Source organism: Streptomyces cyslabdanicus (assembly GCF_052663305.1).
Map to the genome: position 1 here is coordinate 36142 of NZ_JBQRUW010000016.1, position 13353 is coordinate 49494.

Genomic DNA, 13353 nt, shown 5'->3' on the forward strand with positions numbered 1-13353 from the left:
GGGCCGAACGGTGCTGCCCGCAGAGGAAGTCCGCGGGATCCCGACCGACGGGGTCCCGCCTCCCGAACTTCTGCACCTCTGCGGAGACGACCCATGTCCCATGCTTCTCCTGGCCTGCCCGTCGGGCGCGGCCTGTGCTACCTGATCGTCGCCGGTGCCGCCTGGGGCACCGCCCTGATGCTCGGCTCGGTCACCGGCCTCGCCCTGTCGGAGACACGCGGAGCCCGAACGAGGACAGAAGAACCAGTCCTCGCCTGACGCGCCACCCGGACCCCTACCACGGACCCACCACCGGGGCGCCCCTGCCGGGCGGTCACCGGGGAGGGACTCGCTCGACTGCCACCGGTGCGGGCCTGTCGGGCCGTTACCGGGGTGGGTCCGCCCGGCCGTTCCCGGAGCGGGCGCCCGGGTCGTTCCGGGCGGGGCGGGCCGCCCGGTCAGGTCGCGCTGCCGTGGGGCGGCCGTTCGTTCAGCCTGTGCTTCTGCGGAGCAGGTGTTCGCGGGCCGGTGCGTCGCGCGGTCCGTCCCGGTCCGCGAGGGCCGACGCGATACGGTCCTGGACCTGGGCGGACCGCTTGCCCGCGTACTTGAACTTGGCGCGCACACCGGTCACTTCCAGCCGCAGCCCGCGGATGCCGGACAGCAGGCGGCCGTACGGCGCCTCGCCCGCCGCCGCCCGTGCCGAGCCGCCCTCGGGCTGGAAGTGGCCCAGCTGCCGGTTCAGCAGTTCGGCCTTCTCCCGCGGATCGTCCACGACACGGGCGGTGCAGCGGAGCTGGACGGCGGCGTAGAAGCTGGTCGGGACGCCGTGCTCGGGCGGGGTGTCCGGCTCGGCCTGCCAGGGGCCGGGGACGTACACGTAGTCGTCGACGACGCTCAGCAGCACCTGCGGGTTCGCCTCCAGCGCGGCCCACAGCGGGTTCGGGCGGGCCAGGTGGGTGACGGCCTCGCCGCACCCGGCGTCGTAGGCGAAGTGCAGCGGCTGGACGAAGGGCGGCTCGCCGGGCGGGCCGTTGACCGCCAGATGGCCGAAGTCGTGGGAGGACAGCCACCGCTGCCACTCGGCGTCCTCGCGGGGCGCGTCCCAGGGGTGGATCAGCATCACAGCGCCGTGAGATAGCCGGGGACCGCGACGCCGGGGGCCAGGTCGCCGTCGGCGAGCGGGGTGCCGTACTCCCTGCGGACCGGGACCACCCCTGCCCAGTGCGGCAGGGAGAGGTCCTCGGGCTCGTCGTTCACGCCGCCGGTGCGCAGCTTGGCGGAGACCTCGTCCAGGTCCAGGCTGAGCACGGCGGTCGCGGCCAGCTCCTTGGTGTTGGCGGGTCGGGAGTCGGCCGACCGGCCCGGCATCACGTGGTCGACCAGCGCGTCCAGCGCCACGCGCTTCTCCTCGGGGTCGGTGACCTGATGGGCGGTGCCGTGCACCACCACGGAGCGGTAGTTGATCGAGTGGTGGAAGGCGGAGCGGGCCAGCACCAGTCCGTCGACATGGGTGACCGTCAGGCAGACCGGCAGCCCGGGGTCCGGCTTTCCGGCCATCCGCAGCGGACGCGAGCCCGTCGAACCGTGCACGTAGAGCCGCTCGCCGACCCGGGCGTACAGCGTCGGCAGCACCGCGGGCCCGCCGTCGCGGACGAAGCCGAGGTGGCAGACGTAGCCCTCGTCGAGTATCGCGTGCACCAGATCCCTGTCGTACGACGCCCGGTCGGCGGAGCGGGTGGGTACGGTCCGGTCGGTCGGGGTGTAGGCGGCAGGCGGTGACGTCGGCGGCTGGGTCTCCTGCATTGCGCTCTCCATTGCACTAGTGCATAATCGGCTTTGTGCTAGGAGAGTATCGGATCGAGGGGCGCCGCGCAGCCGAGATCGCGGCGAGCGTCGAGCGCGCGGTGGGCGCCGGGGACCTGGAGCCGGGTCAACCGCTGCCGCCCATGCGGGAGTTGGCGGTCGAACTCGGGGTGAACCCCAACACCGTCGCCGCCGCGTACCGGACCCTGCGCGAGCGCGGGGTCATCGAGACCGCGGGGCGCCGCGGCAGCCGGGTGCGGTCCGCGCCCGCCACGACCGAACGGGACCGGGTCCGCCTGGACGTGCCCGAGGGCGTGCGCGACCTGTCGAGCGGCAACCCGGATCCGGCGCTGCTGCCGCCGCTGGCACCCGCGTTCGCGGCGGCCGCCGCGCTGGCCGACCGTGAGCCGGTGCTCTACGGGGACGTGGCCGTGGAGCCGGAGCTGGCCCGCATCGCCCGTGCCGCGCTCAACGCCGACGGGGTGCCGGACGGTCCGCTCACCGTCCTCTCCGGTTCGCTCGACGGGGTGGAGCGCGTCCTCGCCGCCCATCTCCGGCCCGGTGACACCGTCGCCGTCGAGGACCCCGGGTGGGGCCGCACCCTCGACCTCGTCCCCGCGCTCGGACTGCGCACGGCGCCGGTGGGAGTCGACGACGAGGGCCCTCGCGCCGACGACGTCCGCCGGGCCCTCGCGGGCGGCGCCCGCGCACTGATCGTCACGGCCCGGGCGCAGAACCCGACCGGCGCCGCGGTGAGCGCCACGCGCGCGCGTGCCCTGCGGGCCGTCCTGCGGGAGCATCCGGAGGCGCTGCTGATCGAGGACGACCACGGCCACGGCATCGTGGACCTGCCCCCGCATCCGCTCGCCGGCGCCACCCGGCAGTGGGCCTTCCTGCGCTCGGTCGCCAAGGCCTACGGCCCCGACCTGCGGCTCGCCGTGCTCACCGGGGACGAGACCACGGTTGACCGGGTGCGCGGCCGGCAGCGCCTCGGACCCGGGTGGGTCAGCCGCCTGCTCCAGCGCGCCGTGGTGCGGCTGTGGGCGGACGGGACGCTGGACTCGCCCGCGGTGGCCGCGGCCTACCGGCGGCGGCGCGACCGGCTGGCCCGCGCGCTGACCGACCGCGGTATCCCGGCCCACGGGCGCAGCGGCATGAACGTGTGGGTGCCCGTACCGGACGAGACCGGCGTCGTCGCGAGCCTGCTGCACGCCGGCTGGGCCGTGGCCCCCGGCGCCCGCTTCCGGCTCGCCGCCCCGCCCGGCATCCGGATCACCGTCTCCACCCTGCGCGACGAGGAGACCGAGCGGCTCGCGGACGCGGTGGCGACGTCCCTGCGGCCGTCGCCGCCTCGCAGTTACGTCTGAGGCCTGCCCGACCGTTCCCGCCGGGCGTCGCGAGCCCGGCGGGAACGGGGGGACAGGCCCTGGGCACTCAGGTCGGTCGTGCCCCGGGGCGGATCCCGGGGCCTTGGCCGCTACCCCGTCGTGGCCGGCTCGGGGCGGGACGGGGACTCGGGGGCCTTCGGGGCGTCGGCGGGTGTCCGGTCGGGCCGGGGTGTGACGGGCCCGGCGGACGTGCCGCGGCTCTTCGGGCGGACCTGGGTCAGGGCCGCGCCCGCCAGGACGATCACCGCGCCGACCGGGGTCGACCAGCTGAGGCTCTCACCGAGCACGGCGACGCCGGCGGCGGTGGCGATCACCGGGACGAAGTACGTGACCATCTGGGCCGTGGTCGGCCCGACCTCCGCGACCAGGCCGTACTGGACGAGCATCGCGAAGCCGGTGCCCAAGGCGCCCAGGGCGGCGATCGCGAGCAGCGGCATGACGGGCAGATGGTCGGGAGCGCTGGTGAACAGTGGTGTGACGACGGCCAGTTGCACCGTGGCCAGCAGCAGCTGGCCGCCGGTCAGCGACAGGTGGGACTCGGTGGAACCCGCCAAGGTGCGCCGGACGTGGATCCAGCCGACCGGGTAGCTCAGCGAGGCCAGCAGCGCCATCGCCGTGCCACGGGCGTCCAGTCCGTGGAAGCCCTGCCAGGCGCCGAGCACCGTCAGCACACCGAGGAAGCCCAGTCCGAGGCCCGCCACCCGGAGCCGGGTCGGACGGTCCTCGGAGAGGGCGACGAGGGACAGTGCCATGCCCCACAGCGGCGAGGTCGCGTTGCAGATCCCGGCGAGGGTGGAGGGGATCGTCAGCTCCGAGTACGCGAAGAGCGAGAACGGCAGCGCGTTGAGGAAGAACGCCGCGATGGCCAGATGCCCCCAGGTCCGCGCGCCGCGCGGCAGCCGCTCCCGCTTCACCGCCATCGCCGTCGCGAGCACCGCCGTGCCGAACACCAGTCGCCCGAGCGTCACCTGGAACGGGGCGAAGCCGTCCGTGCCCACCTTCATGAACAGGAAGCTGAAGCCCCAGACCAGCGACAGGAAGGCGAAACGGATCCGCCAGTGCACAGGACGGCGGGCCGGTCGGGCCGGACCGGGCTTGGACTGCGGGGAGGAGGGCGAGGTGCTGCTCATGGTCGTACGATGCACGCCCACGACCTTGTAGCACAATCGAGAATTAGCGTGCGATACCTCGTAGTATCGCTTACATGTTGAATCTGGAGCGCCTGCGCACGCTGGACGCCCTCGCGCGGCACGGCTCGGTCAGCGGTGCCGCGGAGGGGATGCACGTGACGACGTCGGCCGTCTCCCAGCAGATGGCCAAGCTGGAGCGGGAGGTGGGCCAGCAGCTCCTCGCCAAGAACGGCCGGGGGGTACGGCTCACGGACGCCGGACGGCTGCTCGCCGAGCACGCGACGCGCATCCTGTCGCAGGTCGAGCTCGCCCAGGCCGATCTGGAGGCGCAGCGCGGACAGGTGGTCGGCGAGCTGCGGCTCGGTGCCTTCCCCACCGCCGCGCGCGGGCTGTTCCCTGCCGCCCTGTCCCGCCTGCGCGAGAGGCATCCGGGCCTGCGGGTCCGCACCGCGGAGATGGAGCCGGCCGCCGCCGTGCGCGCCGTGCTGCGCGGTGACGTGGACCTGTCCGTCGTGCTCGACTGGTACAACAAGCCGCTGCCGGTGCCGGACGGGCTCACCCGGGCCGCGATCCTCGACGACCCCGCCGATGTGGCGGTGCCCGTCGCCCACCGCCACGCCGACCGCACCGAGGTCGACCTGGAGGACTTCGCGGACGACGACTGGGTCGCCTGGGGCGAGGCGGAGTTCTGCGACGAATGGCTCCTGGACACCCTGCGCTCCAAGGGCGTCGAACCACGCATCGCCCACCGTGCCGAGGAACACGCCACCCAGCTCGCCCTGGTCGCCGCCGGCCTCGGCGTGTGCGTGGCGCCCCGGCTCGGGCGCGGGCCGCTGCCCGCCGGGGTACGGACCGTCTCGGTGCGGCAGGTGGTGCGGCGGCACGTCTACGCTGTCTGGCGTGCCGACGCCGACCGCCGGCCCTCCATCCGCGCGGCCGTCGACGCCCTGCGCACGGTGGGCGCGCGGATCGCCTGAGGCACCGTCAAAGTCCGGTGCCGTCGGGTGTCAGGCGAGCCTGATCTCGCCGTCCGCGACCGAGATGTCCTTGGCGGGCAGCGGCTTCAGGGCAGGACCCTTCCTGACGCTGCCGTCGGCGGCGGAGAACTCGCTCTGGTGGCACGGGCAGACGATCACGCCGTCGGCTATCCGGTTCACCGCGCAGCCCTGATGGGTGCAGGCGGAGGAGAACGCCTTGAACTCGCCCTGCGCGGGCTGCGTGACGACCACGCCCTGGCTGCCGAAGACCTTGCCGCCGCCCTCGGGAATGTCGGAGGTCTTCGCGAGCACGGTGCCGCCGGAACCCGCCGAGGCGCCGTCACCGCCCGAACCGCCGGTCGTGCCGGGCCCGTTCTGGGCGGTGGACGCACCGGAGGCGGGCTTGTCGTCCGATCCGCACGCGGTCAGCGCGGCGGCGAGCCCCGCCGCGCCCGCCGCCACCACCACCGTGCGGCGGGCCGGCGCCCCCTGGGGCCGAAGCGATTCACTGGTCATGCCGACGTTCCCCTTTGCTCGCAGTTTCTTGCGGTTCCTGGCGGTTCCTGGCGGTTCCTGGCGGTTCCTCGGAGTTCCTTGCGGTTCCTCGGGGGTCCCTCGCAGGTCCGCGCGGGTCCGCACAGGGTTCCTGGTCTGCCCAGGGGTACGGGCGGTGGGCATCCGGTGTTCAGTTCGGTCAGGACCCCGATCGGCGGGGGAGCCGACCGGCCGCGGGACGCACGGCACCGCACCGGTAAAGTGGGGCGGTGCTCAAGGACGTCATCGCGACCCGCTACATCACTCCGCTGCGCGAGGGCGGCTCGCTGCCGGGGCTCGTCGAGGCCGACGACTTCGGGACGTACGTCCTGAAGTTCACCGGCGCCGGGCAGGGCCGCAAGACACTCGTCGCCGAGGTGGTCTGCGGGGAACTCGCCCGTCGGCTGGGGCTGCGGGTGCCCGGTCTGGTCACCGTCGACCTCGATCCGGTGCTGGGCCTCGGCGAACCCGACGAACAGGTGCAGGAACTGCTCAGGTCCAGCGGTGGCACCAACCTCGGCATGGACTTCCTCTCCGGAGCGCTCGGCTTCGACCCGCTCGCCTTCCCGGTGGACGCCGAGGAGGCCGGACGGATCGTCTGGTTCGACGCGCTGGTGAACAACGTCGACCGCTCCTGGCGCAACCCCAACCTGCTCAGATGGCGCGGGGAGCTGTGGCTGATCGACCACGGCGCCACGATGATCTGGCACCACAACTGGCCCGGCGCGCAGGCCTTCGCGGGCCGGCCGTACGACGCCTCGGACCACGTCCTCGCGCCCTTCGGCCCGGACGTCGCCGCCGCCGCGCGCCGGCTGGCGCCCCTGGTCACCGAGGATCTGCTCGCCGAGGTGACCGCCGAGGTCCCGGACGCCTGGCTGACCGGCGAGCCCGGCTTCGACACGCCCGACGACCTGCGGCGGGCCTATGCACGACCGCTGCTCGCACGCGCCGCCGTGATCCACGAGCACGTCCACGGCATCGAGGAGGCCCAGTGAGCGAGCGTCATCTCGCCGGAGGCGGCCGGGCGGGCGACCGCCACATCGTCCGGGCCGGCCGGACGGACGACCGCGAGGTCTTCGAGTACGCCCTGCTGCGCGTCGTCCCGCGCGTCGAGCGCGGCGAGTGCATCAACGCGGGCGTACTCGTCTACAGCCGCGCCCGCGCCTACGTCGGCGCCCGCACCCACCTGGACGAGCCCCGGCTGCTGGCGCTGGACCCGGACGCGGACGTCGCGGGCGTCCGTGCCGCGCTCGCCGCTGTCGAGAACGTGTGCGCCGGGGGAGCGGCGGCCGGGCAGGCCGCGGGCGACGACGCCGGGCGGCGCTTCCGCTGGCTGGTCGCGCCCCGCTCCACCGTCGTCCAGCCCGGTCCGGTGCACACCGGACTGACCGCCGATCCGGCCGCGGAGGCGGAGCGGTTGCTGGACCTCCTGGTGAGGTAATGGATCACATGCACCCGGTGGGCCGTTGACACCGGGTGCCACGCCTTCTAGCGTCGCATCCACCCAAGCTACTAAGCGGTCGCTCACCGTCTCACCGTAGATCAGGTTCTCTCAAGGGCGAGGAGAAGCAGCAATGTCCAGCACTGAGCAGCGGGTCGCCGTCGTCACCGGTGCCGCGCGCGGCATCGGCGCCGCCACCGCCGTACGACTGGCCGCCGAGGGGCGCGCGGTCGCCGTGATCGACCTCGACGAGTCCGCCTGCAAGGACACCGTGGAGAAGATCACCGCGGCCGGCGGCACCGCCATCGCGGTCGGCGCCGACGTCTCGGACGAGGCGCAGGTCGAGGCGGCCCTCGCGCGGGTCGTCGAGGAACTCGGCGCGCCCACCATCCTGGTCAACAACGCGGGTGTGCTCCGCGACAACCTGCTGTTCAAGATGAGCGTCTCGGACTGGGACACCGTCATGAACGTCCATCTGCGCGGCTCCTTCCTGATGAGCCGTGCGTGTCAGAAGCACATGGTGGACGCCGGTTTCGGCCGGATCGTCAACCTCTCCTCGTCCTCGGCGCTGGGCAACCGCGGTCAGGTCAACTACTCGGCGGCCAAGGCCGGTCTGCAGGGCTTCACCAAGACCCTCGCCAAGGAGCTCGGCAAGTTCGGCATCACCGCCAACTCCGTCGCCCCGGGCTTCATCGCCACCGAGATGACCAAGGCCACCGCGGAACGCGTCGGTATGGGCTTCGAGGACTTCAAGGCGGTGGCCGCCACCCAGATCCCGGTGCAGCGCGTCGGCGAGCCGGAGGACATCGCCAACGCCATCGCCTTCTTCACCGGCGACGCGGCCGGTTTCGTCTCCGGCCAGGTGCTGTACGTGGCCGGCGGGCCGCTCGACTAGGGATCGCGGACATGACTGAACTCTCCGGCAAGGTCGCCCTCGTCACCGGCGCGAGTCGCGGCATCGGATACGGCATCGCCGAGGCGCTGGTCGCCCGGGGCGACCGGGTGTGCATCACCGGCCGCAACGAGGACGCCCTGAAGGAGGCCGCGGACCGGCTCGGCTCCGACCGGGTCCTCGCGGTCGCGGGCAAGGCCCACGACGAGGCCCACCAGGCCGAGGCCGTCGCACGCGTCATGGAGGCGTTCGGCCGCGTGGACTTCCTGGTCAACAACGCCGGCACCAACCCGGTGTTCGGGCCGATCGCCGACCTCGACCTGAACGTGGTGCGCAAGGTCTTCGAGACCAACGTCGTCTCCGCGCTCGGCTTCGCCCAGCGCACCTGGCACGCCTGGCAGAAGGACAACGGCGGCGCGATCGTGAACATCGCCTCGGTCGCGGGCCTGTCGGCCTCGCCGTTCGTCGGCGCCTACGGCGTCAGCAAGGCGGCGATGATCAACCTGACCCAGCAACTGGCGCACGAGTTCGCGCCGAGTGTGCGGGTCAACGCGATCGCGCCGGCCGTGGTGAAGACCCAGTTCGCCAAGGCGCTGTACGAGGGCCGGGAGGAGGAGGCGGCCGCCTCCTACCCGCTGAGGCGGCTCGGTGTGCCTTCCGACGTCGGCGGCGCGGCGGCGTTCCTCACCTCCGCGCAGTCCGACTGGATCACCGGGCAGACGCTCGTCGTCGACGGCGGCATCTTCCTCAACGCCGGGGTGGGCTGACGCGTCGAAAGGTCCGGGCGCCGGGGCCGTCCCTTCGTCGACACACCGCTTCGTCGACGTTCCGTGGGCGGAATCGGCGCCCGTGCCGACCGGCCGCTCGCGCACCGCGGGATGACGACGTCGGGATGCCGACGTCGTCGTGCTCCGCACCGATCAAGAGCCCTTTCCGAACCAGGTTCACCGGGCGGGGCTCTGCGGTATGGTCTGCCGACCCCTTGGTATGGCAGATCGAGGAGCGTGCGCGTGTTCAACCGGAACCGATGCCTGCGGCCGGCGGTGGCGACCGCGGCCTTATCCCTGGTGGCCGGCTGCGGGGTCTTTTCCCACGGCGACTCGAATGGCGAGGGGCCGATTTTCGTCGGGACCACGAGCGCCCCCAGCACCCTGGACCCGGCAGCCTCCTGGGACGGTTCCTGGGAGCTCTTCCGGAACATCTACCAGACGCTGCTGGCCTATCCGAACGGCGCGACCACGCCCCAGCCTGACGCCGCGGAGCGCTGCGAGTTCACCGACAGCGGCTACCAGACCTACCGCTGCCGGTTGCGCCCGGACATGAAGTTCGCCGACGGGCACGCGCTGGACGCGCGCGCCGTCAAGTACTCGATCGACCGGATCAGGACCATCGACGTGGCCGGCGGCCCGGCGGGGCTGCTCGGCAGCCTGGACCAGGTGCAGGTGGCCGGCGACCGGGACGTGGTCTTCAAGCTGAACAAGTCCGACGCGACCTTCCCGTTCGTGCTGGCCACGCCGGCCATGTCGATCGTGGACCCCAACGACTACCCCGAGCGCTCGCTGCGCAAGGGCAACGAGGTCGACGGGTCCGGACCGTACTCCCTGAAGGCGTACGAGGAGGGGAAGAAGGCGGAACTGGTCAGGAACGACCACTACCAGGGGTTCGCCGAGCGAAGAAACGACGCGGTGACCATACGCTACTTCCAGGACTCCGCCTCCATGGTCAAGGCGCTGCGGGACAAGCAGATCGACGTCACCTACCGGGGCCTGGGCGCCGACGACATCATCTCCCTCCAGCGCAAGGACACCAAGGACCTCCAGCTCGTCGAGGGCGCCGGCACCGACATCAGCTACCTGGTGTTCAACCCGAAGGACCCCTGGTCCGCCAAGCTCGCCGTGCGCCAGGCCGTCGCCCAGGTCGTCGACCGAGCGGCCATCGCGCACAACGTCTACGAGGACACCGTCGACCCGCTGTACTCGATGGTCCCCAAGGGCCTCACGGGCCACACCACGGGGTTCTTCGACGACTTCGGCGACCCCAGCGTCGCCAAGGCCCGCAGGATCCTCACCGACGCGGGCATCACCGAGAAGGTCCCGCTCGCCTTCTGGTACACCACCGACCGCTACGGCTCGGAGACGGCCAAGGAGTTCCAGGAGCTCAAGCGGCAGCTCGACGGCTCCGGCCTGTTCACGATCACCCTGAAGAGCCGGCCCTGGAAGACGTACGTCGTGGGCTACCAGAAGGGCGAGTACCCGGTGTTCGGGCGCGGCTGGTTCCCGGACTTCCCCGACGCCGACAACTTCATCGCCCCGTTCGTGGGTGACCAGAACGCGCTCGGCACGCCCTACCCGGCGCCGCAGATCACCAAGGTGCTGCTGCCCGAGTCCCGCCGTGAGGCCGACCGCGCGAACGTGGTCAAGCAGTTCGAGCGGGCGCAGCAGATCCTGGTGGACGACGCGCGGCTGCTGCCTCTGTGGCAGGGCAAGGTGTATGTGGGCGCCAGCAACGACATCTCCGGCGGCGAGCGGGCGCTCGACCCGTCGACGATCATGATGATGTGGGAGCTGTCCCGGAAGACCAGCTGGTAGGCGGGGCGTTCTTCGGGGGTGAGCCCGTTGTCAGTGGTCGCCTGTAGGTTCTGGGACCTGGAAGTGACCGCACATCGTGAGGACGTTGACGTGACCGACACCGCCATGCTGCCCGAGTCCTGGCGCGGGGTTCTGGGCGACGAACTGCAGCAGCCCTACTTCAAGGAGCTGACCGAGTTCGTCGAGGAGGAGCGGGCGAAGGGCCCCGTCCATCCGCCGCGCGAGGAGGTCTTCGCCGCGCTGGACGCCACGCCGTACGACAAGGTGAAGGTCCTGATCCTCGGTCAGGACCCCTACCACGGCGAGGGCCAGGGCCACGGACTGTGTTTCTCGGTGCGCCCCGGGGTGAAGGTCCCGCCGTCGCTGCGCAACATCTACAAGGAGATGCACCAGGAGCTGGGCACGCCGGTGCCGGACAACGGCTACCTGATGCCCTGGGCCCGGCAGGGCGTGCTCCTGCTGAACGCGGTGCTCACGGTGCGCGGCGGTGAGGCCAACTCCCACAAGGGCCGGGGTTGGGAGCGGTTCACCGACGCGGTGATCCGTGCCGTGGCCGGCCGGCCCGACCCCGCGGTCTTCGTCCTGTGGGGCAACTACGCGCAGAAGAAGCTCCCGCTGATCGACGAGTCCCGGCACGTGGTGATCAAGGGGGCGCACCCCTCGCCGCTGTCGGCGAAGAAGTTCTTCGGGTCCCGTCCGTTCACGCAGATCAACGAGGCGGTGGCGCAGCAGGGGCACGAGCCGATCGACTGGCGGATCCCGAACCTGGGGTGACGTGGGCGCGGGGGCGCCGCATCGGCGATCGGCGCGGTTAGCGTCGTAGACGTCGGTCGGGGACGGGCCTGGAGGGCGTGCGGTGGTGGAGCGAGCGGAGCAGGCGTCGTCGGACGCCGTGATGACGCGGATCGGGCAGGGCGTCCTGCTGCATCACGCCGGGGACCGCGAGGAGGCCCGGGGCCGCTTCCTGGCCCTGTGGGGGGAGATCGGCGAGGACGGCGATCCGCTGCACCGCTGCACGCTGGCCCACTACATGGCCGACACCCAGGACGACCCCGCGGACGAGCTGGCCTGGGACCTCAGGGCGCTCTCGGCGGCCGAGGAGCTCACGGGCGACCGGCTCGCCGAGCACGGGGGCGCGCCCGCGGCCCGCGCCCTGTACCCGTCCCTGCATCTCAACCTCGCCGACGATTACGCACGACTCGACCACCGCGAGGCGGCCCGGGACCACCTCCACCACGCCCGCACCGCGGCGGACGCCCTCGCCCGCGACCGCTACGGCGACGGGGTCCGCTCGGCCATCCAGCGCCTCGCGCTGCGGCTGGGGGAGGGCGGGTCCGACCCGGAGCCGGGGGGCCCGCCGCGGCAGCGCTCGTAGGACGGGCCGCCGGGGCCGACGCCGGGGCCGCGGCTGTCGCGCGACGGTCCGTGCGGGACTGCGCCATGCCCGAGGTGCGCCCGAGGTGTGGGAGCCGGGCGGTCGTGTCTCAGCGGTGGTACGTCTGGTGGCAGATCCTGGTTTCCGGGCTGTCCGGTTTCCAGCCGCCGTACTTCCTGCCGAGGGCACACAGGTCCGCGTTCGGCGGCAGAGTGTGCTGGGCGCCGGGGGGCTGGGCACGCGGCGGGTACGCGGGCCGTGGGTGCCGGGGCGCCGCGTGCGCCGGGGGCCGGTCGGGGGAGTGTGCCGGTGACGGGGGCTGCGGCTTGTCGGGCGGGGCCGGTGCGGACGGCTCCCGGGTCGGTGTCGCCGGGGCGGGGGAGCGGCGCGGGTCGCCGATGCGCTCCAGGGCCTCGCGGGCGGGCGCCTGCACGGCCGGGTGTCCGGCACTGCCGTCCGGGCGCGCACCCGAGACCGGGGTGGTGGCCGCCGCCGGGCCGGGCGCCGGCGGCCGCTGGACCGTGACACAGCCGGAGAGGGCCGAGACGGCCACGGAGACCAGGAGCGTTGCGGTGGTCGTCGTACGATGCACGCGTGCAACTCTGCTTGGTCCTCACCGTGATCGGACCGCGGTCGGGCGGAGGATGCCACGGACGGGTGATCCTCGGCCCGTAAGGGGTGTGCCACCGCACCCGCGGCTGACGCCGGGTGCCGGCCTCAGTCCCCGGTCGCTCCGTCGACCCGCTCGCGGAGCAGATCGGCGTGCCCGTTGTGCCGGGCGTACTCCTCGATCATGTGGGTGTAGATCCACCGCAGGCTGAACGGTTCGTCGGTGTCCCTGCTCTTGCGCTGCGACAGCTCGTCCAGGCCGAGGCCCGCGGCGTTGCGGCGGGCGGTCTCGATCTCGGACTGCCAGGTGGCGTACGCCTCGGCCCAGGTGTCCGCCTCGGTGACGTGGAAGTCGCCGTCCGGGTCCTGCTCGTCGTAGTAGATCGGCCCGGGGTCGTCCAGCAGGAGCACATTGCGGAACCAGTGCCTCTCCACCTCGGCCATGTGCCGCACCAGACCCATCAGGGTCAGCTCCGACGGCTCCGCGGACGCGGTGCGCAACTGCTCGTCGGTCAAGCCTTCGCACTTCCATGCCAGCGTCTGCCGGTGGTACTCCAACCAGCCTTCCAGCATGGCGCGTTCGGAGGCGTTCTGGGCGGGCTCTTGTCGTCGCTCGGTCGTCATGCCCCGATCC

The 13353-nt window shown here is 72.6% G+C and carries 16 protein-coding genes; 10 read left to right on the forward strand and 6 right to left on the reverse strand.

Features of this window, described 5'->3' with window-relative positions:
• Positions 1-93: 93 nt before the first annotated feature.
• Positions 94-258 carry a hypothetical protein gene (locus ACTYVM_RS10545; RefSeq protein WP_445525947.1) on the forward strand — a complete coding sequence of 55 codons (165 nt, stop codon included), beginning with the start codon at positions 94-96 and terminating at the stop codon, positions 256-258.
• Positions 259-469: 211 nt separating this feature from the next.
• On the opposite strand, the gene ACTYVM_RS10550 is transcribed toward ACTYVM_RS10545, so the two are convergent.
• Positions 470-1102: an FMN-binding negative transcriptional regulator gene (locus ACTYVM_RS10550; RefSeq protein WP_445525651.1), complete on the reverse strand. Its 633-nt coding sequence runs from the start codon at positions 1100-1102 to the stop codon at positions 470-472.
• Positions 1102-1785, reverse strand: a complete 684-nt coding sequence (locus tag ACTYVM_RS10555; protein ID WP_445525652.1) for a pyridoxamine 5'-phosphate oxidase family protein — start codon at positions 1783-1785, stop codon at positions 1102-1104. The genes ACTYVM_RS10550 and ACTYVM_RS10555 overlap by 1 nt, the downstream gene beginning before the upstream one ends.
• 35 nt (positions 1786-1820) lie before the next feature.
• Between ACTYVM_RS10555 and ACTYVM_RS10560 the strand changes: the two genes are divergently transcribed.
• Positions 1821-3152 carry an aminotransferase class I/II-fold pyridoxal phosphate-dependent enzyme gene (locus ACTYVM_RS10560; RefSeq protein WP_445525653.1) on the forward strand — a complete coding sequence of 444 codons (1332 nt, stop codon included), beginning with the start codon at positions 1821-1823 and terminating at the stop codon, positions 3150-3152.
• 110 nt (positions 3153-3262) lie between these two features.
• On the opposite strand, the gene ACTYVM_RS10565 is transcribed toward ACTYVM_RS10560, so the two are convergent.
• Positions 3263-4303 carry a DMT family transporter gene (locus ACTYVM_RS10565; RefSeq protein WP_445525654.1) on the reverse strand — a complete coding sequence of 347 codons (1041 nt, stop codon included), beginning with the start codon at positions 4301-4303 and terminating at the stop codon, positions 3263-3265.
• 74 nt (positions 4304-4377) lie between these two features.
• Here ACTYVM_RS10565 and ACTYVM_RS10570 point away from each other — a divergent pair, with 74 nt between their 5' ends.
• Positions 4378-5280 carry a LysR family transcriptional regulator gene (locus tag ACTYVM_RS10570; RefSeq protein ID WP_445525655.1) on the forward strand — a complete coding sequence of 301 codons (903 nt, stop codon included), beginning with the start codon at positions 4378-4380 and terminating at the stop codon, positions 5278-5280.
• A gap of 30 nt (positions 5281-5310) precedes the next feature.
• Here ACTYVM_RS10570 and ACTYVM_RS10575 read toward each other — a convergent pair whose 3' ends face one another.
• On the reverse strand, positions 5311-5796 hold the full coding sequence (locus ACTYVM_RS10575; protein WP_445525656.1) for a Rieske (2Fe-2S) protein: 486 nt from the start codon (positions 5794-5796) through the stop codon (positions 5311-5313).
• Between the two features lie 248 nt (positions 5797-6044).
• On the opposite strand from ACTYVM_RS10575, the gene ACTYVM_RS10580 reads away from it, so the two are divergent.
• The 7 genes from ACTYVM_RS10580 to ACTYVM_RS10610 all read left to right on the forward strand — a co-directional run bounded on the left by ACTYVM_RS10580 (position 6045) and on the right by ACTYVM_RS10610 (position 12110).
• Positions 6045-6809 (forward strand): HipA family kinase, encoded by a 765-nt coding sequence (locus ACTYVM_RS10580; protein WP_445525657.1) that lies wholly within the window; start codon positions 6045-6047, stop codon positions 6807-6809.
• A complete protein-coding gene (locus ACTYVM_RS10585; protein ID WP_445525658.1) occupies positions 6806-7255 on the forward strand; it encodes a DUF3037 domain-containing protein in 450 nt (149 codons plus the stop codon). Before ACTYVM_RS10580 ends, ACTYVM_RS10585 begins: the two co-directional genes overlap by 4 nt.
• A gap of 133 nt (positions 7256-7388) precedes the next feature.
• Entirely contained in the window at positions 7389-8150 is a 762-nt protein-coding gene (gene fabG, locus ACTYVM_RS10590) for a 3-oxoacyl-ACP reductase FabG (protein WP_400029283.1), read from the forward strand.
• A gap of 11 nt (positions 8151-8161) precedes the next feature.
• Positions 8162-8914 (forward strand): SDR family oxidoreductase, encoded by a 753-nt coding sequence (locus ACTYVM_RS10595; RefSeq protein ID WP_445525659.1) that lies wholly within the window; start codon positions 8162-8164, stop codon positions 8912-8914.
• A 243-nt stretch (positions 8915-9157) separates the two neighbouring features.
• Complete coding sequence (locus tag ACTYVM_RS10600; protein WP_445525660.1) at positions 9158-10735, forward strand: ABC transporter substrate-binding protein; 1578 nt, start codon at positions 9158-9160, stop codon at positions 10733-10735.
• A gap of 90 nt (positions 10736-10825) precedes the next feature.
• Complete coding sequence (locus ACTYVM_RS10605) at positions 10826-11509, forward strand: uracil-DNA glycosylase (RefSeq protein WP_445525661.1); 684 nt, start codon at positions 10826-10828, stop codon at positions 11507-11509.
• Between the two features lie 82 nt (positions 11510-11591).
• Positions 11592-12110 carry a hypothetical protein gene (locus tag ACTYVM_RS10610; RefSeq protein ID WP_445525662.1) on the forward strand — a complete coding sequence of 173 codons (519 nt, stop codon included), beginning with the start codon at positions 11592-11594 and terminating at the stop codon, positions 12108-12110.
• Between the two features lie 109 nt (positions 12111-12219).
• Here ACTYVM_RS10610 and ACTYVM_RS10615 read toward each other — a convergent pair whose 3' ends face one another.
• Entirely contained in the window at positions 12220-12702 is a 483-nt protein-coding gene (locus ACTYVM_RS10615) for a hypothetical protein (RefSeq protein ID WP_445525663.1), read from the reverse strand.
• Positions 12703-12827: 125 nt separating this feature from the next.
• A complete protein-coding gene (locus ACTYVM_RS10620) occupies positions 12828-13343 on the reverse strand; it encodes a DinB family protein (protein ID WP_445525664.1) in 516 nt (171 codons plus the stop codon).
• Between the last annotated feature and the right edge of the window lie 10 nt (positions 13344-13353).

Coding starts and splice junctions, on each gene's coding strand:
- ACTYVM_RS10565 (WP_445525654.1), bottom strand. CDS start 4,303: ATGAGCAGCACCTCGCCCTCCTCCCCGCAGTCCAAGCCCGGTCCGGCC.
- ACTYVM_RS10555 (WP_445525652.1), bottom strand. CDS start 1,785: ATGCAGGAGACCCAGCCGCCGACGTCACCGCCTGCCGCCTACACCCCG.
- fabG (WP_400029283.1), top strand. CDS start 7,389: ATGTCCAGCACTGAGCAGCGGGTCGCCGTCGTCACCGGTGCCGCGCGC.
- ACTYVM_RS10570 (WP_445525655.1), top strand. CDS start 4,378: ATGTTGAATCTGGAGCGCCTGCGCACGCTGGACGCCCTCGCGCGGCAC.
- ACTYVM_RS10620 (WP_445525664.1), bottom strand. CDS start 13,343: ATGACGACCGAGCGACGACAAGAGCCCGCCCAGAACGCCTCCGAACGC.
- ACTYVM_RS10545 (WP_445525947.1), top strand. CDS start 94: ATGTCCCATGCTTCTCCTGGCCTGCCCGTCGGGCGCGGCCTGTGCTAC.
- ACTYVM_RS10550 (WP_445525651.1), bottom strand. CDS start 1,102: ATGCTGATCCACCCCTGGGACGCGCCCCGCGAGGACGCCGAGTGGCAG.
- ACTYVM_RS10595 (WP_445525659.1), top strand. CDS start 8,162: ATGACTGAACTCTCCGGCAAGGTCGCCCTCGTCACCGGCGCGAGTCGC.
- ACTYVM_RS10575 (WP_445525656.1), bottom strand. CDS start 5,796: ATGACCAGTGAATCGCTTCGGCCCCAGGGGGCGCCGGCCCGCCGCACG.